Here is a 19,770-nt window from a genome sequence, read left to right on the forward strand (position 1 = left end):
TCCGAGTGCCGTCCGGTCAGCCGTTCACCCGCGCGCCGCAGCCGTACCCGCGCCGCAGCCCTGCCTACCTTCGTACGGTGAGCCTCACGCGCATCTCTGTTCTCACATCCTTGGTGGCGGGCGCACTGATCGTCCCCCTGCCGCCGCTCTCCCACGCGACCGGCACGAGGGCCGCCGTACCCGCGACGGCACCACTGCCCGCCTCGTGCGGGCGGACGGGCCACGCGACCGCCCGGGACGCACCCGGCAGGTCCGCCGCCTCCGACGACGCCTCCTGGGCGCCGACGTCCACCGCCTTCGGCGAAGCCGCAGGATACGACCCCTACGTCGGCAACGGCTATCTGGGCCACCGGGTCCCCGCCACGGGCACCGGATACGCGGCGACGGGCGGGAAGACGGGCTGGCCCCTCTACGCACCACGGTACGACGGTGCCTTCGTCTCCGGGCTCTACGCCCGCGACAAGGGCCTCGCCGAGGGCCGCGAGGTGATCGCCGCCCTGCCGAGCTGGACCACCCTCGACGTGCGCGTCGGTACGGAGACCTTCGGGACCGGCACGCCCGCCGGCCGCGTCTCGCGGTACCGGCAGACCGCCTTCCTGCGCTGCGGTGTCGTGGTGACGTCGCTGCGCTGGACCACCGCCGACGGCCGGAAGACCGATCTGACGTACGAGGTGATGACGGACCGCTCCGACGTGCACACCGGGGCCGTACGCCTGCGGATGACCCCGCACTGGAGCGGTACGGCGACGGTCACGGGACGCCTGGACGCGCGCGGGGCGCGCCGGGTCACGGTCGCGGACGACGGCACGTTCCGCACACTCGGTACGGGCACGACGGGGGCGATCGTCCAGACGGGCTCCGGCAACGGCACCCGGACCACCCGGGTCGAGGCGGGCCGCTCGTACACCTTCGAGAAGTACGTGGGCATCGACACCGCCCTCACCTCCCGCACGCCGCTCGCCTCCGCGCGCGAAGCCTCACGGCGCGCCGCCCGGCGCGGCTGGTCCGGAGTCCTCGCCGACAACGCGGCCGCCTGGCGGAACGCCTGGGCCGCCGACATCGCCGTCCCGGGCAGCCCGGATCTGCAGGCCTGGCTGCGTGCCGCGCAGTACGGCCTGCTCGCCAACACCCGTGCCGGTTCCTCGGACAGCGTCGCCCCGGCGGGGCTGACCAGCGACAACTACGCGGGCATGGTGTTCTGGGACGCGGAGACGTGGATGTACCCGGGGCTGCTCGCCACCCGCCCCGAACTGGCCCGCCCCGTGGTCGAGTACCGCTACCGCACCAGAGGTGCCGCCCGCGCCAACGCCGAGAAGCTGGGCCACCGCGGCCTGTTCTACCCGTGGACGAGCGCGAGCAGGGGCCGGCTCGACACCGAGTGCCAGAGCTGGGACCCGCCGCACTGCCTCACCCAGAACCACCTCCAGGGCGACGTATCCCTCGCCGTCCGGCAGTACTACCTGGCCACCGGCGACCGGACCTGGCTCGGGACCCGGGGCTGGCCGCTCCTTCAGGGCATCGCCGAGTTCTGGCAGTCGCGCGCCACGGCGAACAGCGACGGCAGCTACTCCGTGAAGAACGTCGCGGGCCCCGACGAGTACAGCAACGGCGTCACCGACGGGGTCTTCACCAACGCCGTCGCCGCCACCGCACTGCGCAACGCCACCCGCGCCGCCCAGCTCCTCGGCCACCCGGCGCCCGCGGGCTGGACCCGGGTCGCCGACGGGCTCCGCATCCCGTACGACGCCGAGCGGAAGCTGTTCCTCCAGTACGCCGGGTACAACGGTTCGACCATCAAGCAGGCCGACACCGTGCTGCTCGTCTACCCGCTCGAATGGCCCATGGAGGAAGGCGCCGCCGCCGCGACGCTCGACTACTACGCCGCGCGCACCGATCCGGACGGCCCCGCGATGACGGACTCGGTGCACGCGATCGACGCAGCCGCGATCGGGGAACCCGGCTGCGCCACGTACACGTATCTCCAACGTGCCGTACGCCCCTTCGTGCGCGGCCCCTTCAACCTCTTCTCCGAGGCGCGCGGCGAGAAGTCCGGCGCCGAGGACCCGCTCTCCGGCTTCCCCGCCGAGGACTTCCTCACCGGCAAGGGCGGCTTCCTCCAGGTCTTCACCCACGGCCTGACGGGCCTGCGGCTGCGCGAGGACGGCGTACGGCTCAACCCGCTCCTGCCGCCCCAGCTCCGCGAGGGCGTGGAACTGACGGGGCTGCGCTACCGGGGCCGTACGTACGACATCTCGATCGGCCCGCGCCGCACCACGGTCCGGCTGACGGACGGCGCCCCCTTCACGGTCCACACCCCGTCGGGCCCGCGCCGCCTCTCCACCACGCTCACCCTCCCCACCCGCCGTCCCGACCTCGCCGTGACGGCCGACGCGGCGCGATGCCGCCCCGCGACAGCCACGTCCGAGACCCCCGGCCTGTACGCCGCCGCGGCGGTGGACGGCAGCCCGTCGACGGCGTGGTCCCCCGACGGCGCGACGGGAACCCTGACCGTGGACCTGCGCAGGGTCCTGCGGGTCACCTCTGTCACCCCCCGGTGGTCCGACACCGCTCCCGCCTCCCACACCCTGGAGACCTCGCTCGACGGCCGGACCTGGCGGCCGTACCGGTCCGGGGACCCCGCCCGGCAGGTGCGGGTGACGGTGCGCTCGGCGGACGCGGAGAAGCCGGCGGGCGTGCGCGAACTGGTGGTCCGCGGCCGGTGAACGCGGCCGCGCCGGCGTCGGCAGCGGGCCCTTTACCCGGAGCCTGACCTAGCCCGTTCAACCGGTCCGGGTCACGGGGCGATGTTGTGGTTCAGACGGAACAGGTTGGAGGGGTCGTACCGCCGCTTGACCGTCGTCAGCCGGTCGTAGTTCTGCCGGTAGTTGGCCCGGACCCGGTCCTGGTCGTCCTCTCCCATGAAGTTGACGTACGCGCCCTCCATCGAGTGGGGTCGCAGCGCCTCTGCGAAACGGCGTACCCAGTCCATGTTGGCCACGCATTCGTCGCGTGTGGGGAGGGTGGGGCTGAGCGCGGTCGAGAAGTCCGCGTCGCGGTAGGCGAACGCGGTTGACTCGGGTGCGACCCGGTGGCAGGCGCCGTCGATGGGGAACACGACGGTCGAGCTCTGGATGGAAGGGGATTCGGCGCCGTACTCGACGTACGCGTCGATGGCCCCGTCCGGCAGCCCCTCGCTGAACGTGCCCTTCCAGTAGTGGAAGAGCCCTGCGGGGAGCAGCTCGTCGAAGAGGGTGTTGATCACCGGGTACGGCATGCGCCCGACATGCTGCCCGATAACCGGGCCGAGGCCGGCGAGGCGGGCGCGTATCTCGTCGTCCTGCGCCTCGGGCCCGGCCCAGCAGGCGACGACACCGCACAGCGGCCGCCCGTGCCGGCGCTCGGGCAGGAACGGGAGCGGCGGGCCGAGCCCGATGACCAGCAGTGCTCCGAGCCGCTCGTCGGACTCGGCGACCAGCTCCCGGTACCGCCGCAGTACGCCGCCGTCGAGCGGGTAGAACGTCGGGCCGCCCAGGATGTCGGCCACGGGGTGCAGCCGGTAGGCGAAGGACGTGACGACGCCGAAGTTGCCTCCGCCTCCCCGCAGGGCCCAGAAGAGGTCCGCGTTCCCGTCGTCCGGCTCCCCCGTACAGGTCAGGAAGGATCCGTCGGCCACGACCACGTCGGCCGCGACGAGGTTGTCGCAGACCAGCCCGCAGCTCCTGGCCAGATGGCCCATGCCGCCGCCGGTGGTGAGCCCGCCGATGCCGGTGCTGGAGACCACTCCCCCGGTGGTGGCCAGGCCGAAGGCGTGCGTGGCGTGGTTGACGTCCGCCCAGGTGCAGCCACCCTCCGCCCACGCGGTGCGCGTGGTGGGGTCGACCCGGACTCCGCGCATCCCCGAGAGGTCCAGGACGACCCCGTCGTCGCAGGTTCCGTAGCCGGACACGCTGTGGGCGCCGCCCCGTACCGCCAGGGCCAGGTTCTGCTCCCGGGCCAGGTTCACCGTGGCGATGACATCCCCCGCGTCGGCGGCCCGGACGACGGCCGCGGGTCTCTTGTCGATCATCGCGTTGTAGACCGTGCGGGCCTCGTCGTAGCCGGGTTCGCCCGGCTGGACGATGTCGCCGTGCACGGCCTCCCCCAGCCGCTCGGCGGCTGCGCCGACCAGAGTTCCTGCATAGGTGGTCATGACCGCCACCGCTCTCCTGTCCTCGGCTGTACGAGTTGAGCTCGGTACTTCCGTTGTAGTCCGGAAGCGCCTCGCGTTCATCGTCGGAACTGCCCATTCCGTCGGAGTGCGCCATGGGCGGAACGGCCTATGCGCGGGGTGCCACCAGGCCGTGTGTGTACGCGTAGGCGGTGGCAGCGGCCCGCGAGGACACGTCGATCTTGGCGAAGATGTTGTTGAGGTGCCGGGCGACGGTGTGCTCGCTGATGGTGAGCTCGGCGGCGACGGCCCGGTTGGTACGTCCGTCGGCGACCAGCCTGAGCACCTCGACCTCCCGCCCGGTGAGCTCGCCCGGGAGCCGGAGCAGGGCCGCCGCCCTGCGTGCGTCGGGTACCGCCCCCAGCGCCTCGAAGGCCGCATGGGCGGCACGCAGCTCGAGACGCGCGCTCTCGTCGTCCCCCGCCGCCCGGTCGGCGGCGGCCAGGGTCATCCGGGTCTGCGCGGCCTCGTACGGGACCCCCAGGTCGAGCCAGAGCGCCAGCGCCCGGTGCAGCAGCGGAAACGCGCGCCGCAGGTCGTGCTCGGCGAAGGCGACGGCGCCGCCCGCCCACGCCGCGGTCGCGTGCGGCGGAGTGCGATCGGACTCCCGCCGCAGCTGCCACTCGCGCGCGGCGGCCTCCAGCTCGTCCGCCACCGCGCGGGCCTCGTCGACCCGGCCGAGGGCGAGGAGGATCTCGACCTGGGCTGCGAACAGCCGGCCGCGGTGCCGGCCTCCGTCGGCGGCGATCGCGACCCGCAGAGCGGCTTCCGAGGCGTCGGACCTGCCCTGGGCGAGGAGGAGCAGGGCGAGGCCCGGCTGCGGGTCACGGCCGAGTTCGCGTGCACGGGCGTACGAGCGCCCGGCGGCAGCCCTGTCACCGCGCCTGCGCTGGATCTCACCCTCGAGATACACCGCCTCGGCGGCCGCCTGCGCCTCGTACGGCAACAGCTCCTTGCAGGTCAGGGCCGCCTCGGTGGCGGCCTGCGACCAGGAGCCGCGCAGCTCGAGCACCTCCACCCGGTGCACCCGGCACAGACCGCGGAAGTTGTTCTCCTCGGGCATCGCGGCGCACCAGGCCATGGCCGCGTCGGTCCACTCGGCGGCCCGGTCGAGGTCGGCGCTGGCCATGCACTGCTGGAGCCCGAGACAGAAGATCCAACCGGTGAAGAAGGCGCTGAGCTCGCCCGCCGCGACCGCGCACATCACGTCGTCGAGCCGCTCGATCCCCTCGGCGACCCGCCCCTCGGCCAGCAGCACACCCGCTTCGGCCTCGGTGCTCAGGGCCAGGAGGTCCGCACTGCCGCAGCGCCGCGCGATGGCGGCCATCCGGCAGGCATGGTCCATGGCTTCACCGAAGGCACCGCGGTTCTGCGCCTCCTCGGAATCGGCCCACGCCAGGTAGCACTGCTCGACACACTCGGGTTCACCCGCGAGCCGCTGCCGCGCACGGTGCAGCCAGCCGGCGGCCGCGGCATTCCGTCCGGCCTGCTGGTGCTCGTAGAAGAGCATCCACGCACAGTGACCGGCCTGCCGGGACTCGCCCCTGTCCGCGTAGGCGGAGTACGCCTTCGTCCGCACCGCCACGGACTCGTCGACGCGGCTGGTCCACCAGGCCGCGTCGGCAAGAGCAACGAGATCGTCGGCGTCCAGGAGGTCCGGGTCGATGCGGTGCATCACCTGGTAGGCATCGCCCCACGCCTCGCGGGAGACGGCCTCCCTGGCCCGTTCGAGAGCCTGACGGCTCTCCGGCCCGGCCGAGGTCCGCCAGGGGTCGCTGATCCGCTCGGTCATGGGGCAGCTCCCTTCGCGCTCGCTGCGAGCCCGTCCGCCCTCCTCACCAGGATAGAAGCGAAGGACCAGGTCGCGCCGGACGGCGCGTAAGCCCCAGGTGCGATGTCGAAGGGATCATCAGCGAACTCGCCGATCACCACCGGGTGATGGCCTCTCCCGATCCCTCGGGGCCGTCCGGCTGCGCCGGGTTGTCGGTGGTGACTGCTTCCATGACGCCATGAGTACCGTGCACGAGATCGCCGCCCTCCTCCCCGACCCCGCCGAACTCCGCGCCCACCTGCGTGCGTTGGCTGTCCTGGAGGCCACGATCTGCGACGATCCACAGTTCTGTTACTACACCTTCAGCACCACCTGGGGCCCCGGCGAAGAGGCAGCCTTGATGGACAACGGCTCGGGGGACGATTTCTCGGTCCTCTTCACCCCGGCCGGCACGCTCATACGCGGGTTCGCCCACGAGTCGAGGATGAGCCCGTACGGGGCGGGTGACGAGCAGGTCTGGCCCGGTGTCATCGACGACGTACCCGCCGCGCTGCGCCCGCTCCTGGACGAACCGGCCTTCCGGGACGACGACATCGACGCCCCTCACGTCACCGCCTGCCTGTGGCGGGAGAGCGACGACACAACCTGGCGCACGGGCTCGTCCATCGCCTTCCCGCCCGGCAGCGAGGACCCCGACGGCTCCGGCTACCTCTTCCACCTCCTCGCCGACCGCTCCCCCGAAGCCGTCCGGGCGCACTTCGAGGACTACTACGAGCGCCCCGTGCCTCTCGACGCCGTCCGCCACGTCCTGTCCGGACGTCCGCTCACCCCCGCGATCGCCGCGGCCCTCAACCCGGCCGCCCTCTCGGACGACGCCCTTCTCGAAAGGATCGCCGCCCATCCCGAGGCCGCCTCCTACCTGGCCTGCGACGGAGAGTTCGACCTCGCCCGCACCGACCCGATCGAGCCGATCGCCCTGCCCAACGGCCTCCCGGTCGAGCCCGTCGCCGGCTGCAACGCGGGCGGCACCCACTACCTCTGCGGCCCGGCCGCCCCCGGCGGCCCCCGCCCGGTGCTCTATACCGACTCGGAGGGCCGGGCCACCCTGATAGGCGAGTCCCTCGCCGATGTCCTGACCCTCGTGGTCGCCCTTCCGTCCTGGCACGACGCCCTGGCCGGCTTCCGGCCCCCGGCCCTCAGCTCCGACCACCTCGACGACCACCCTGACCACCCCGCGGCCTGCGAGCGCCTCCTGGCCGCCCTGGGTCTCCCCCCGGCCACGGAACAGGAAGTCCTCGACCGCCTCATAGCCACCGCTGCCCGCACCGTCCCCGACGGCTTCCTCCCCTACGTTCCCGACGAGGAGGACTCCGCCTTCGAGCCGATGCTCGAACTGCCTACCGACCGCCCCAGATGACGGTGCGCCAGACATCCGGCTCCCCTCCCGCAGGGGAACGGCGCGGCAAACGGCAAGGGGTCGACTCCCGGAGGAGCCGACCCGTTGCCACCTGCGAACCTGACGAAACGCCCTTGGCCCGCAGTAACGGACCGATCACACGTTGATGCGGAACGTGTCATATAGAGCTCTGACCTGCGTAAACGTGATTCAGGGCGGGCCAAGTCAGGACAGAATCAGCACGGGAGAACGTCATCCATCACGTGAGAGCACCTCCATCACCCAGCGGCTCCATGGGGATCTGCTCGACGGCGGACTACACCGAGCTGGTGAGCGGGTCCACGCGACCGAAGGGTCCGTCCGGCTCCACCCGGAACTCGTAGACCTTGGGCAGCTCCGAGGAGAACAGTTGATGGCCCACATCCATGACGAAGGGGATGCGGCGCTTGGGGGAAGGGTCGCGATGCGCCGACCAACAGCACGGTCGAGGGTCTCGGCCCGCTCGGCCCCCAGGGTGGTCTGGAGCGGAGGACTCACCGAGATGCGTGCGTTGCGGGCCAACGTCTGGCCGATGTTCTCGATCACCAGCACAAGCAATGACGAACCAGGGATGCGGGGCCTGATGTCGACGATGACGTACGGTTCCGCCTGCTCCCGTTGAGCCTTCTCCGTGAGGGCGTCGGCCTGGGCAACCGCCCTCGCCTGACGCCGGTTGTGGACGAGAGCCCAAAACGCGGCCGTCGTGGAGAAGACGAGAGCCGAGCCACCTGCCTAGCATCCGGGTCATGAGCGACTCAGCGGTTCAGATCGCCACGGTGGTCAGCGTGGAAAGTTCCCGAAAACCATCCGGCCGAGATCGTTGGCTCTCCAGCCTGAGCTTCAGGCCGCTACCGTGAAGACATGACCGCACTGCCCGACTGGATGCGCCCGCCGCGCGCGGAGGGCTGGTTCGCGGAGGACCTCGACCGCCTCCCCGAGGCGCCCCGCCACACCGAGCTGATCGACGGAGCCCTCGTCTTCATGATGTCGCCCCAGAGGTGGTGGCATGGCCACCTCGTCACCATGCTCACGGTCGCACTCATGGAGCAGGCGCCCGCCGACACCAGAGTCGGCCGCGAGATGACCATCAAGCTCGACCCGCGCAACCGTCCCGAACCGGACCTGCTGGTGACGACGACCGACTTCGACGGCGACCGCACCTGGTTCGCACCAAAGGACGTCCAGCTCGTCATCGAGGTCGTCTCCCCCGAGTCCGCCCATCGCGATCGCACAGTAAAGCTCCGGAAGTACGCGGAGGCCGACATCCCGCACTACTGGTGCATCGAGGACGAAGGCGGGGCGCCCGTCGTCCACGTCTACGAGCTCGACGAACCCACCGGCGCATACGCGCCCGCCGGGATCTTCCGAGGCACCCTCCAGCGCCCCGTGCCCTTCGAGGTCAGCCTAGACCTCGACAAGCTCGTGCCTCCCCGAAGCAGCTGAAAGTCAGCACGGGAATGCGGAAGGGGTCGGACTCTCCAGAGTCCGACCCCCTTCCGACCTGCCCCTTTGACGCTGCTAACGTGCAGCAACGGTGCGACTACACGTTGAAGCGGAACTCCACCACGTCGCCGTCCTGCATGACGTAGTCCTTGCCCTCCATGCGGGCCTTGCCCTTGGCGCGGGCCTCGGCGACCGAGCCCGTCTCGACCAGGTCGTCGAAGGAGATGATCTCCGCCTTGATGAAGCCCTTCTGGAAGTCGGTGTGGATCACACCGGCCGCCTCGGGAGCCGTGGCGCCCTTCTTGATCGTCCAGGCGCGGGTCTCCTTGGGGCCTGCCGTGAGGTAGGTCTGCAGGCCCAGCGTGTCGAAACCGACGCGGCCGAGGGTCGCCAGGCCGGGCTCCTCCTGGCCCATGGACTGGAGGAGCTCGAGCGCCTCGTCGTCGTCGAGCTCGATCAGCTCGGACTCGATCTTGGCGTTGAGGAAGATGGCCTCGGCCGGGGCGACGAGGGCGCGCTGCTCGTTCTTGAAGTCCTCGTCGACCAGCTCGTCCTCGTCGACGTTGAAGACGTACAGGAATGGCTTCGTCGTGAGCAGGTGCAGCTCGTGCAGGAGCTGCCCCTTCTCCGTGCCCGCGGTGATGCCCACGGAGAAGAGCGTGTCGCCCGCCTCGAGGATCTTCTGGGCCTCCTCGACCGCGGCGAGGACGGCGACCTTCTCCTTCTGGAGGCGGGCCTCCTTCGTCAGGCGCGGGACGGCCTTCTCGACGGACTGGAGGTCGGCCAGGATCAGCTCGGTGTTGATCGTCTCGATGTCGTCCTTGGGCGAGACCTTGCCGTCGACGTGGACGACGTTCTCGTCCTTGAAGGCACGGATGACCTGGCAGATCGCATCGGACTCGCGGATGTTCGCGAGGAACTTGTTGCCCAGGCCCTCACCCTCGCTCGCGCCGCGCACGATGCCCGCGATGTCGACGAAGTCGACGGTGGCGGGGAGCAGCTTCTGCGAGCCGAAGATCTCGGCGAGCGTGTGCAGGCGCGGGTCGGGGACGCCCACGACTCCGACGTTCGGCTCGATGGTGGCGAACGGGTAGTTGGCCGCCAGCACGTCGTTCTTGGTCAGGGCGTTGAACAGGGTCGACTTGCCGACATTCGGCAGGCCGACGATTCCGATCGTGAGCGACACTTTGGCGACTTCCTGAGGTGAGGACGATGAGTGAGCTGAGGGGCTGTGGAGGGCGGGCCCGGTGTGGACCGATTCTCCAGTTTACGGGCGGGGCGGGGCGGCCGGTCACGGGTCCGGGGCGGGGCGGGTGCGCGGCCGGACGGGGCAGGTTTCGGCCGTGCGGTATCGAACGCAGGGCCAAGGTCGGCCAAAGCGCGTGTCCAACGCCCGAAAGGACCCGCGCCGCGACCTAGGTTGTCCAGGTGGAGCAGCACAGGACACGTACCCCGCAGCGCAGGCAGCCCCAGCCGGCCCCGCTGTCCCCGCCGGGCGGCCTCGGCGAGGCCGCGGCCTGTCCGGTACCGGCAGGCGTGGGAGTGGCGGTCGCACCGGGGCCGGCGCCCAGGCCCCGCACCGTCGCACCCGTGGTGCTCGCGCTGCGCAGGTTCCCCAACCCCCGGCTGACCGGCATCGGCGCCGGGCTCTTCGCGGCCCTGGTCATGTTCCTGCTGGCCTGCCTGGACCGGTTGCTCCTCGGCAGCTCGGAGATCGTGTACGGGGTGCTGTTCCTGCCCGTCAGCGCGCTGACCGCGCTCTGGGTGCGACCCGCCGACCTGGTCACGGCGCCGATCAGTGTGCCCATCGCCTTCGCCGTCGGCGTGATCCCGGTCGCCGGCGGAACGGGCGGCTTCGGCGGGCAGACGATGGCCGTCGTCACCGCGCTCGCCGTCCATGCGGGCTGGCTGTACGGCGGCACGCTCGTCGCCGGGATCATCGCGACCGTTCGGAAGATCCGGCACATGCGGGAGCGGCAGCGGCACCTGGCCAGGTCCGGTCAGGGTGCGCGCCGCCCCCGTCCGTAGCCCTGGTCAGTTCCCTGCGGCCGCCATGGCCGCGCCCACGATGCCCGCGTTGTTCTGCAGCTCGGCCGGAACCACCTCGGCCCGTACGTGTTCGATGAGGGGGAGGAACTTCTCCGCCTTGCGGCTGACTCCCCCGCCGATGATGAAGAGCTCGGGCGAGAACAGCATCTCCACGTGGACCAGGTACTTCTGCACCCGGTGTGCCCAGTGGGGCCAGCTCAGGTCCTCGTCCTCCTTGGCCTTCGTGGAGGCGCGCTTCTCCGCTTCGTGCCCGTGCAGCTCCAGGTGGCCGAGCTCGGTGTTGGGGACCAGCTGTCCGCCGGTGAAGAGGGCGCTGCCGATTCCCGTACCCAGGGTCAGCATGATCACGGTGCCCTTGCGGCCGCGACCCGCGCCGAACGTCATCTCGGCGATTCCGGCCGCGTCGGCGTCGTTGAGGATCGTGACCGGCTGCCCGATGCGGCCGCTGAGCAGCGCACGGGCGTCCGTGTCGATCCAGTCCTTGTCCACGTTGGCCGCGGTACGGGTGATGCCGCCCGTGACCACCCCGGGGAACGTGATGCCGACCGGGCCCTTCCAGTCGAAGTGGCCGACGACCTCGGCCACACCGTCGGCCACGCTCGCGGGCGTGGCCGGATGCGGTGTCAGTACTTTGTGGCGCTCCTGCGCCAGCTCTCCGCGGTCCAGGTCCACGGGAGCACCCTTGATCCCTGACCCGCCGATGTCCACACCGAAGATCTCCATGGAATCCACGGTACGGGCAGGTGGCACGGATCACTCCCCGGGGAGGGGATCCGTGCCACGCGGGGTGCGTTCCCGTTACTCGGCGGAGAGTGCGGCCGCCTCGGCGCGCAGGTCCCTGCGGAGCTCCTTGGGAAGGGAGAAGGTGATCGACTCGTCCGCGGTCTTCACCGTCTCCACGTCGCCGTAACCCCGCTCGGCCAGCCACTCCAGCACCCCGTCGACCAGGACGTCGGGGACCGAGGCGCCCGAGGTGAGGCCGACCGTGCTGACGCCCTCCAGCCAGCTCTCGTCGATCTCGTCGGCGAAGTCCACCAGGTGTGCGGCGGGCGCGCCGGCGTCCAGGGCGACCTCGACCATGCGGATCGAGTTCGACGAGTTCTTGGAGCCGACGACGATGACCAGTTCCGCGTCCTCGGCCAGCTTCTTCACCGCGATCTGACGGTTCTGCGTGGCGTAGCAGATGTCGTCGCTGGGCGGGGAGATCAGCTTCGGGAACTTCTCCTTGAGCGCGTCCACCGTCTCCATCGTCTCGTCCACGGAGAGCGTGGTCTGGGAGAGCCAGACGACCTTCGACTCGTCGCGTACGGAGACGCCCGCGACGTCCTCGGGGCCGTCGACCAGCGTGATGTGGTCGGGGGCCTCACCGCTCGTGCCGATGACTTCCTCGTGGCCCTCGTGGCCGATCAGGAGGATGTCGTAGTCCTCCTTGGCGAAGCGGACGGCTTCCTTGTGGACCTTGGTGACGAGCGGGCAGGTCGCGTCGATGGTGGCGAGCTTGCGCTCGGCGGCCTCCGCGTGGACGGTCGGCGCGACGCCGTGGGCGGAGAACATCACGATGGAGCCCTCGGGGACCTCCGCGGTGACGTCGACGAAGATCGCGCCCTTCTTCTCCAGGGTCTGCACGACGTACTTGTTGTGCACGATCTCGTGCCGGACGTAGATCGGGGCCCCGTACTGCTCCAGGGCCTTCTCGACGGCGATCACGGCACGGTCCACGCCCGCGCAGTAGCCACGGGGCGCGGCGAGAAGGACACGGCGGGCAGGAGTAGCAGTCATGCGTCCCATCGTAAGGCCGTACCGAACAGGCGCGGGCTCTGCGGGGTCGGGAGACTGAAGCCCTGTGCGGCGGGCAGGCGGACGACGGAGGACTGATGGCGGGCAGCAGCGCGGACGGCGGAAGGCTGCGACGCACGCTCGGCTTCCGGGACCTGGTGGTCTACGGGCTGCTGTTCATCGCCCCCATGGCGCCGGTCGGCGTGTTCGGCACGCTCGACGCGAAGTCCGACGGCGCCGTCGCGCTGGTCTATGTCGTGGCGACTGTCGTGATGGCCTTCACCGCCTTCAGTTACGCCCAGATGGTGCGCGTGGCACCGCTGGCGGGTTCGGTCTTCGCGTACGCCCGCAAGGGGCTCGGGGAAGCGCCGGGTTTCATCGCGGGCTGGATGGCGATGCTCGACTACCTGCTCATTCCGGCGGTCGCCTACCTCTTCTCCGGGATCGCGATGAACGCGCTGGTCCCGGATGTGTCGCGGTGGGTGTGGACGGCGATCGCGGTGGCCGTGACCACGCTGCTCAACCTTTGGGGCGTGCGGGCGGCCGCCCGGGTGGGCTTCGCCGTGCTCGCCATGGAAATCGTGGTGCTGCTGGTGTTCATGGTGTCCGCGGTGGTGGTGCTGGCCAGGGACGGGGCACAGCGCGGCTGGCTGACGCCGTTCACCGGGGACTCCGGCTTCTCGATGACGGCGGTGCTGGGGGCGGTGTCCGTCGCGGTGCTCTCGTATCTGGGCTTCGACGCGATCGCCTCGTTCGCGGAGGAGGTGACGGGGGGTTCGGCGAAGGTGGCGCGGGCGGTGCTGTTCTGTCTCGTCCTCGCCGGGGTGCTGTTCGTGGTCCAGTCGTACCTGGCGGCGCTGCTGGAGCCCGTGAGCTCGGCGGAACTGGCGGCGAACCCGGTGATGCAGGGGTCGGCGTTCTACGACGCGGTGGACGCCTCGGTCGGGACGTGGCTGCACGATCTGGTGGCCGTGAGCAAGGCCATCGGGGCGGCCTTCGCTGCGCTGGCCGGGCAGGCCGCGGCCGGGCGGCTGGTGTTCGCCATGGCCCGGGAGCACCGGCTGCCGTCGTTCCTCGCCCGGGTCGACGGCGGGTCCGGGGTACCGCGCGTCGCGATCGGGGGCACCGCGGTCGTGACGCTGGTGGCGGCGGTGTGGGCGGCCCGGCGCGACGACGGGCTCGACCACCTGGTGTCGGTGGTGAACGTGGGTGCCCTCACGGCGTTCGTCCTGCTGCACGCGTCGGTGGTGGGCTGGTTCGCGGTACGCCGGATGGAGGGCCCGCCGAACTGGTGGCGTCATGTGCTGCTGCCGGTGGTGGGCGCCGGTGTGCTGATCGCGGTGATCCTGGAGGCGACGACGAGCGCCCAGTTGGTCGGGCTGTGCTGGCTGGGCATCGGCCTGGTGGTGCTCGGGGCCCAGTGGGGGCGGCGGGCGGTCTGAGGAGCGCGGTGGGGCGGGCGGCGCCCTGAGGGCCGGGAGCCCGGCCGGGTTCCCCCGTCGATGTCCGTCCCGGCCGATACGCTCGCCGCATGGCTCTCACTACGTCCCCGGAAGCTCCGCTGCCCGTCGGCGACGTGTCACGGCTCATCGGGGGGTGGATCGACCGGCTCGGCGCGGTCTGGGTCGAGGGGCAGATCACCCAACTGTCGCGGCGGCCCGGCGCCGGCGTCGTCTTTCTGACACTGCGTGACCCGTCGCACGACATCTCGGTGAGCGTGACGTGCTTCCGCCAGGTGTTCGACCGGATCGCCGATGTGGTGACGGAGGGCGCGCGGGTCGTCGTCCTCGCCAAGCCCGAGTGGTACGCGCCGCGCGGGCAGCTGTCCCTGCGGGCCACGGAGATACGGCCGGTGGGCATCGGCGAGCTGCTGGTGCGGCTGGAGCAGCTGAAGAAGTCGCTGGCCGCCGAGGGCCTGTTCGCACTGGACCGCAAGAAGCCCCTGCCGTTCCTGCCACAGCTGATCGGCCTGGTCTGCGGAAGGGCGTCGGCGGCCGAGCGCGATGTCCTGGAGAACGCGCGGCGCCGCTGGCCCGCGGTGCGCTTCGAGGTGCGCAACACCGCCGTACAGGGAGTGCACGCCGTGAACCAGGTCGTCCAGGCGGTGAAGGAGCTCGACGAGCTGGCCGAGGTCGACGTGATCGTCGTCGCGCGCGGCGGCGGCAGCGTGGAGGACCTCCTGCCGTTCTCCGACGAGCAGCTCATCCGCGCGGTGGCAGCGTGCCGTACGCCGGTGGTGTCGGCCATCGGGCACGAGCCGGACTCCCCCCTGCTCGACCTGGTCGCGGACCTGCGGGCGTCGACACCGACCGACGCGGCCAAGAAGGTCGTCCCCGACGTGGGCGAGGAGCTCGACCGGGTGCAGCAGCTCCGGGACCGGGCGCTGCGGACCGTACGGGGACTGCTCGACCGGGAGGAGCGGGGACTGGCGCACGCGCTGGGCCGGTCGGCCATGGAACGCCCGCAGCGGATGGTGGACGAGCGGGCGGCGGAGATCGACGCGCTGGCCGGGCGGAGCCGCCGGGTGCTGGGCCATCTGCTGGACCGGGCCGACTCGGAGCTCGCGCACACCCGGGCGCGGGTGGTCGCGCTGTCACCCGCGGCGACGCTGGAGCGGGGGTATGCGGTGCTGCAGCGGCCGGACGGACATGTGGTGCGCTCCCCGTCGGACGCCGGGGCGCCGGGCGAGGAGCTGCGGGCACGGGTGTCGGAGGGCGAGTTCACGGTGCGGGTGGCCGAGTGACGCGCCGGAGGCCGGGTGGCGGGCCGGTGGCCGGGCCCTTGATGTCACAGCTCACGAATAGGGTGAACGCATGACGGACGACGGGACGACGACTGCGGCTGCGGCGACCGGCACGCTCGGGTACGAGCAAGCACGGGACGAGCTGATCGAGGTCGTGCGCCGCCTGGAGGCGGGCGGCACGACGCTGGAGGAGTCGCTGGCCCTGTGGGAGCGCGGCGAGGAGCTGGCGAAGGTGTGCCGGCGCTGGCTGGAGGGCGCGCGCGCCCGGCTGGACGCGGCGCTGGCCGGCCCGGAGGAGCCCGCGGAGGGCGAGCGCACGGACTGATCCGACGGCGGCGACGGATCCGCCCGATCCGGGCGGTGCGCTGTGCGGTCGATCACCCCGGGACCGATTTAGTTGAACATTAATCAATATGCCGGTTACGGTGATCACATCGCTTCGCGCGACCCACGTGACGTCCGTGATCCGAACGCCCGCGCGATCTCGTGCCCGCGTGATCCCCATGACCACGTGACCCGTAGCCGTTTCCGGAAGGTAGCCCCCAGATGCCCCTCGTCCTTGACCCCGCCGCCCAGGACCTCCTCTTCCGCGAGGCCCGCACCGCCAACACGTTCACCGACGAGCCGGTGACCGAGGAGCAGGTCCAGGCGATCTACGACCTGGTCAAGTACGGCCCCACCGCCTTCAACCAGTCGCCGCTGCGCGTCATCCTGGTCCGCTCGGCGGAGGGCCGCGAGCGGCTCGTCCAGCACATGGCCGAGGGCAACCGGCCGAAGACCGCCGCCGCGCCGCTGGTCGCGATCCTCGTCGCGGACAACGAGTTCCACGAGGAGCTCCCGGCGCTCCTGCCGCACTTCCCGCAGGCCAAGGACGTGTTCTTCTCCGAGCGTCCGGTCCGCGAGAGGTCCGCCGCGCTCAACTCCGCGCTGCAGGCCGCCTACTTCATCGTCGGCGTCCGCGCCGCCGGGCTGGCCGCCGGCCCGATGACCGGCTACGACGCCGCGGGCATCGAGAAGGAGTTCCTCGACGCCGACCACCAGGTGCTCATGGTCGTCAACATCGGCAGGCCGGGCGAGGACGCCTCGCTCCCGCGACTGCCGCGCCTGTCCTACGACGAGGTCGTCACGACCGTCTGAGGCCCCGGGAACACCGAAGACCCCCGCAGCGCTCGGCGCCGCGGGGGTCTTCGACGTAGGGGCGGAACGTGGTTCAGGGAGCCGTCTTCAGCGCAGCCGCCATCTCCGTCAGCCGCTCCGTCGAGGCCGAGCCCGTGACCACGGTCGTCACGTCCTCGGCGTGCAGCACGAGGGCGTCGTACTTCGGGCCCTCCCAGTGCTGCCACGCCTCACCGGCCACCTCGCGGGTACGCCCGGTGTTCCTGGCGTCCTGGCTGACCTCGGGGACGTACTTCTTCGCCGGGGACGTGGACTGCTCCACCGCGACGTACTTGCCGTCCGGGTCGAGGAAGCCCAGGTGCCAGCCGGCGCCCGCCTGCCCCTCGTACGAGACGGAGGTCGGCTTCCAGTCCTTCGACAGCCCGGCCGGGGCGGCCACCGGATACGGTGCCGCGCGCCTGGCCGTCGCGAGCTCGACCCGGTAGTCCACGGCGCGGACCGGACCGGCCTTGTCGTCGTGCGGGACGAAGATGTAGATGACGCCCGCCAGTGCGGTGATGACCATCATCGACAGGAACATGTCCCGGACGGTCTGCTTGCCTCGCTTGCTTGCCACGGACTCAATGGTGGCATGGGCTCCCGGACACCCGACCACGGGGCTTCCGCTCATACGTGACCCGCTCTGCTCATTTTATCGACCTACCGATAGAGTCACAGCACCCTCTTTTCCGGTCGTCGTCGTACAGAAAGGTGCGCTCCGATGTCCGAGCATCATCTGCCGTCCCAGCTCGAGGTCTCTCCGGAGGCCCCCGACCGCAACCTGGCCCTGGAGCTGGTCCGGGTCACCGAGGCCGCCGCCATGGCCGCCGGGCGCTGGGTCGGCCGCGGCGACAAGATCGGCGCCGACGGCGCCGCTGTGAAGGCCATGCGAACCCTCGTCTCCACCGTGTCGATGAACGGCATCGTCGTCATCGGTGAGGGCGAGAAGGACGAGGCCCCCATGCTGTTCAACGGCGAGCGGGTCGGCGACGGCACCGGCGCCGAGGTCGACATCGCCGTCGACCCGATCGACGGGACCACGCTCAACGCCAAGGGCATGCCGAACGCGATCGCCGTGCTGGCGGCCGCCGACCGCGGTGCGATGTTCGACCCGTCCGCCGTCTTCTACATGGACAAGCTGGTGACCGGCCCCGAGGCGGCCGACTTCGTGGACATCAACGCGCCGGTGTCGGTGAACATCCGACGCGTCGCGAAGGCCAAGAACTCCACTCCCGAGGACGTCACCGTCGTCATCCTGGACCGCCCCCGGCACGAGGGCATCGTCAAGGAGATCCGGGAGACGGGCGCCCGGATCAAGTTCATCTCCGACGGCGATGTGGCCGGCTCGATCATGGCCGCCCGCGAGGGAACCGGCGTCGACCTGCTCATGGGCATCGGCGGAACGCCCGAAGGCATCATCTCGGCCTGCGCCATAAAGTGCCTCGGCGGTGTCATCCAGGGCAAGCTCTGGCCCAAGGACGAGGCCGAGCGTCAGCGTGCGCTGGACGCCGGGCACGACCTGGACCGGGTGCTGTCGACGGACGACCTCGTCAGCGGGGACAACGTGTTCTTCGTCGCTACCGGGATCACCGACGGTGAGCTGCTGCGCGGTGTGCGGTACCGCGCGGAGACGGCGACCACGGAGTCCCTGGTGATGCGCTCCAAGTCGGGCACGATCCGGAAGATCGACTCGACGCACCGGCTCTCGAAGCTGCGCGCCTACAGCGCCATCGACTTCGACCGCGCCAAGTAGGACCGTGCGAACAAGGGGTGAGGGGGCTGCCCACCGGCAGCCCCCTCACCCCTTGTTCGCACGTCTCAGCCGGCTGCGAGGTGTTCCGTGGGGGCCGCCGTCTTCAGCTCGATGTCGCGCCTGCGCCGCCGGGCGAGCACCACGCGGCGTTCGGCGGCCGTGAGGCCGCCCCACACCCCGTAGGGCTCGGGCTGTATCAGTGCGTGTTCACGGCAGTCCACCATCACCGGGCACCGCGCGCAGACCTGCTTCGCGGCCTCCTCGCGTGACAGCCGGGCAGCAGTCGGCTCCTTCGACGGGGCGAAGAACAGCCCGGCTTCGTCCCGGCGGCACACCGCCTCCGCGTGCCAGGGGCCTGCCTGGTCCTCCCGCGCAGGACTGCGCTGGGACGGCACGGCGGCGACCTGCAGGGGCTGATGCGGCAGTTGCAGCACGGTCCACTCCTGACGACGGCTTCGCGAGCGAGAGACGATGCAGCACTCCCTACCCGCTGTGCGCACGCCTATGCACTGAGTGGCCCCGGCTTCGGGCCCACCCAATTCCGCTCAACCGCCTTTTGGCCGGAATTCGAGCCGTACCGGCCACCCGGTCTCAGTGACCGAGGTGTTTCCGCAGCTGGTCGTGGAGGTTGGCAATGAGCTTGCCACGCTTGGGCTTTGCCTCGACGCTCCCGAAGACGGAATAGCCGTTGACTACGACCACCGGGGCTTCCGGGTCTGTCGATTCCAGTGTGTCGACTTCGAAATTGCCGAAAATGCCTGTTCCGCTGCCGCGCAGCGAGATGTTCTCGGGCACCCTGATCTCGACACTGCCGAAGATGGACGTCGCATTGATCACGGTCAGACGCTGACCGAAAAGGGCCTCGGTCAGATCGATCTCGACACTGCCGAAGAGCGAGAAGGCGTTCGTGCGGCCGCCGACGCGCCAACGGCCCTTCCGGGTGGAGCTGCTGAAGACCGCCACCATGTTCTCGGCGGGCCCGGTCGGCCCTTCCGGGCCGTACCCGTACGGAGAGGCGGCAGGCCGGCCGGTGGCTCCGCTCGCGGGCAGGTCCCGGACCAGCGGCTCGAGCTCACCCACGGTCTTGGCCCGGTAGACCAGGTCGACCCGCTCGGCGTGCTCCTCGGCGGTCAGCCGGCCCTCGGCCATGGCCTCCCGCAGGATGTCCGCGATCCGGTCGCGGTCCGCATCGGATGCGCGGATACCGGCGGGCGCGGGACCAACCGGAGCGACGGGCTGCTGGGGCTGCTTTTCGAGGTCCACCGGCTCAGCGTACCCAAACGCGATAGATCGCGACCAGTACCCCTGCGGCACTTCCGCGGGATCCGGCCCCGTTCGGCCCCGGTCCGGAGACGGATCGAGCCACAGGCCCGTCATGATCCGGACCGGGGCACCGGGCCGGCTCCGGGTGAGCCCTACCTCACAGGCTCACCGCCCG

The 19,770-nt window shown here is 70.9% G+C and carries 16 protein-coding genes and 1 pseudogene; 9 read left to right on the plus strand and 8 right to left on the minus strand.

Annotated elements, in window-relative coordinates:
* Positions 1–77 precede the first annotated feature (77 nt).
* Entirely contained in the window at positions 78–2,723 is a 2,646-nt protein-coding gene (locus tag OG844_RS21765) for a discoidin domain-containing protein (protein WP_406392423.1), read from the plus strand.
* A gap of 71 nt (positions 2,724–2,794) precedes the next feature.
* Here the strand turns inward: OG844_RS21765 and OG844_RS21770 are convergent, their stop codons facing one another.
* Positions 2,795–4,189, minus strand: coding sequence for an FAD-binding oxidoreductase (locus OG844_RS21770; protein ID WP_406392425.1), 1,395 nt, complete (start codon positions 4,187–4,189; stop codon positions 2,795–2,797).
* Between the two features lie 127 nt (positions 4,190–4,316).
* Positions 4,317–5,999: a LuxR C-terminal-related transcriptional regulator gene (locus tag OG844_RS21775; protein ID WP_406392427.1), complete on the minus strand. Its 1,683-nt coding sequence runs from the start codon at positions 5,997–5,999 to the stop codon at positions 4,317–4,319.
* Between the two features lie 217 nt (positions 6,000–6,216).
* Between OG844_RS21775 and OG844_RS21780 the strand changes: the two genes are divergently transcribed.
* The gene (locus OG844_RS21780) at positions 6,217–7,395 is read left to right on the plus strand and encodes a hypothetical protein (RefSeq protein WP_406392429.1); all 1,179 of its coding nucleotides are present in this window, start codon (positions 6,217–6,219) and stop codon (positions 7,393–7,395) included.
* 879 nt (positions 7,396–8,274) lie between these two features.
* Complete coding sequence (locus OG844_RS21785; protein ID WP_406392430.1) at positions 8,275–8,856, plus strand: Uma2 family endonuclease; 582 nt, start codon at positions 8,275–8,277, stop codon at positions 8,854–8,856.
* A gap of 97 nt (positions 8,857–8,953) precedes the next feature.
* On the opposite strand, the gene ychF is transcribed toward OG844_RS21785, so the two are convergent.
* Entirely contained in the window at positions 8,954–10,042 is a 1,089-nt protein-coding gene (gene ychF / locus OG844_RS21790; protein ID WP_406392432.1) for a redox-regulated ATPase YchF, read from the minus strand.
* A gap of 242 nt (positions 10,043–10,284) precedes the next feature.
* Between ychF and OG844_RS21795 the strand changes: the two genes are divergently transcribed.
* The gene (locus OG844_RS21795; RefSeq protein ID WP_406392434.1) at positions 10,285–10,884 is read left to right on the plus strand and encodes a DUF6542 domain-containing protein; all 600 of its coding nucleotides are present in this window, start codon (positions 10,285–10,287) and stop codon (positions 10,882–10,884) included.
* A gap of 6 nt (positions 10,885–10,890) precedes the next feature.
* Here OG844_RS21795 and ppgK read toward each other — a convergent pair whose 3' ends face one another.
* Complete coding sequence (gene ppgK / locus OG844_RS21800; RefSeq protein WP_406392436.1) at positions 10,891–11,628, minus strand: polyphosphate--glucose phosphotransferase; 738 nt, start codon at positions 11,626–11,628, stop codon at positions 10,891–10,893.
* Positions 11,629–11,703: 75 nt separating this feature from the next.
* Positions 11,704–12,693 carry a 4-hydroxy-3-methylbut-2-enyl diphosphate reductase gene (locus OG844_RS21805; RefSeq protein WP_356418795.1) on the minus strand — a complete coding sequence of 330 codons (990 nt, stop codon included), beginning with the start codon at positions 12,691–12,693 and terminating at the stop codon, positions 11,704–11,706.
* 86 nt (positions 12,694–12,779) lie between these two features.
* On the opposite strand from OG844_RS21805, the pseudogene OG844_RS21810 reads away from it, so the two are divergent.
* The 4 genes and pseudogenes from OG844_RS21810 to OG844_RS21825 form a co-directional block, all read left to right on the plus strand.
* Positions 12,780–14,114, plus strand: a pseudogene (locus OG844_RS21810) (APC family permease); the annotation flags it as partial.
* A gap of 98 nt (positions 14,115–14,212) precedes the next feature.
* Positions 14,213–15,424: an exodeoxyribonuclease VII large subunit gene (gene xseA / locus OG844_RS21815; protein WP_356418789.1), complete on the plus strand. Its 1,212-nt coding sequence runs from the start codon at positions 14,213–14,215 to the stop codon at positions 15,422–15,424.
* A gap of 70 nt (positions 15,425–15,494) precedes the next feature.
* A complete protein-coding gene (locus tag OG844_RS21820) occupies positions 15,495–15,749 on the plus strand; it encodes an exodeoxyribonuclease VII small subunit (RefSeq protein ID WP_351175068.1) in 255 nt (84 codons plus the stop codon).
* A gap of 221 nt (positions 15,750–15,970) precedes the next feature.
* Positions 15,971–16,561, plus strand: coding sequence for a malonic semialdehyde reductase (locus OG844_RS21825; protein ID WP_406392438.1), 591 nt, complete (start codon positions 15,971–15,973; stop codon positions 16,559–16,561).
* 73 nt (positions 16,562–16,634) lie between these two features.
* On the opposite strand, the gene OG844_RS21830 is transcribed toward OG844_RS21825, so the two are convergent.
* Positions 16,635–17,156: a DUF4245 domain-containing protein gene (locus OG844_RS21830; RefSeq protein ID WP_406392440.1), complete on the minus strand. Its 522-nt coding sequence runs from the start codon at positions 17,154–17,156 to the stop codon at positions 16,635–16,637.
* A 144-nt stretch (positions 17,157–17,300) separates the two neighbouring features.
* On the opposite strand from OG844_RS21830, the gene glpX reads away from it, so the two are divergent.
* The gene (glpX, locus tag OG844_RS21835) at positions 17,301–18,332 is read left to right on the plus strand and encodes a class II fructose-bisphosphatase (protein WP_329207811.1); all 1,032 of its coding nucleotides are present in this window, start codon (positions 17,301–17,303) and stop codon (positions 18,330–18,332) included.
* Between the two features lie 65 nt (positions 18,333–18,397).
* On the opposite strand, the gene OG844_RS21840 is transcribed toward glpX, so the two are convergent.
* Both OG844_RS21840 and OG844_RS21845 read right to left on the minus strand, forming a co-directional pair.
* Positions 18,398–18,766, minus strand: coding sequence for a WhiB family transcriptional regulator (locus tag OG844_RS21840; protein ID WP_329207812.1), 369 nt, complete (start codon positions 18,764–18,766; stop codon positions 18,398–18,400).
* Between the two features lie 157 nt (positions 18,767–18,923).
* Positions 18,924–19,595, minus strand: coding sequence for a DUF1707 domain-containing protein (locus tag OG844_RS21845; protein WP_406392442.1), 672 nt, complete (start codon positions 19,593–19,595; stop codon positions 18,924–18,926).
* Between the last annotated feature and the right edge of the window lie 175 nt (positions 19,596–19,770).

The sequence above is a fragment of the Streptomyces sp. NBC_00887 genome (assembly GCF_045207585.1).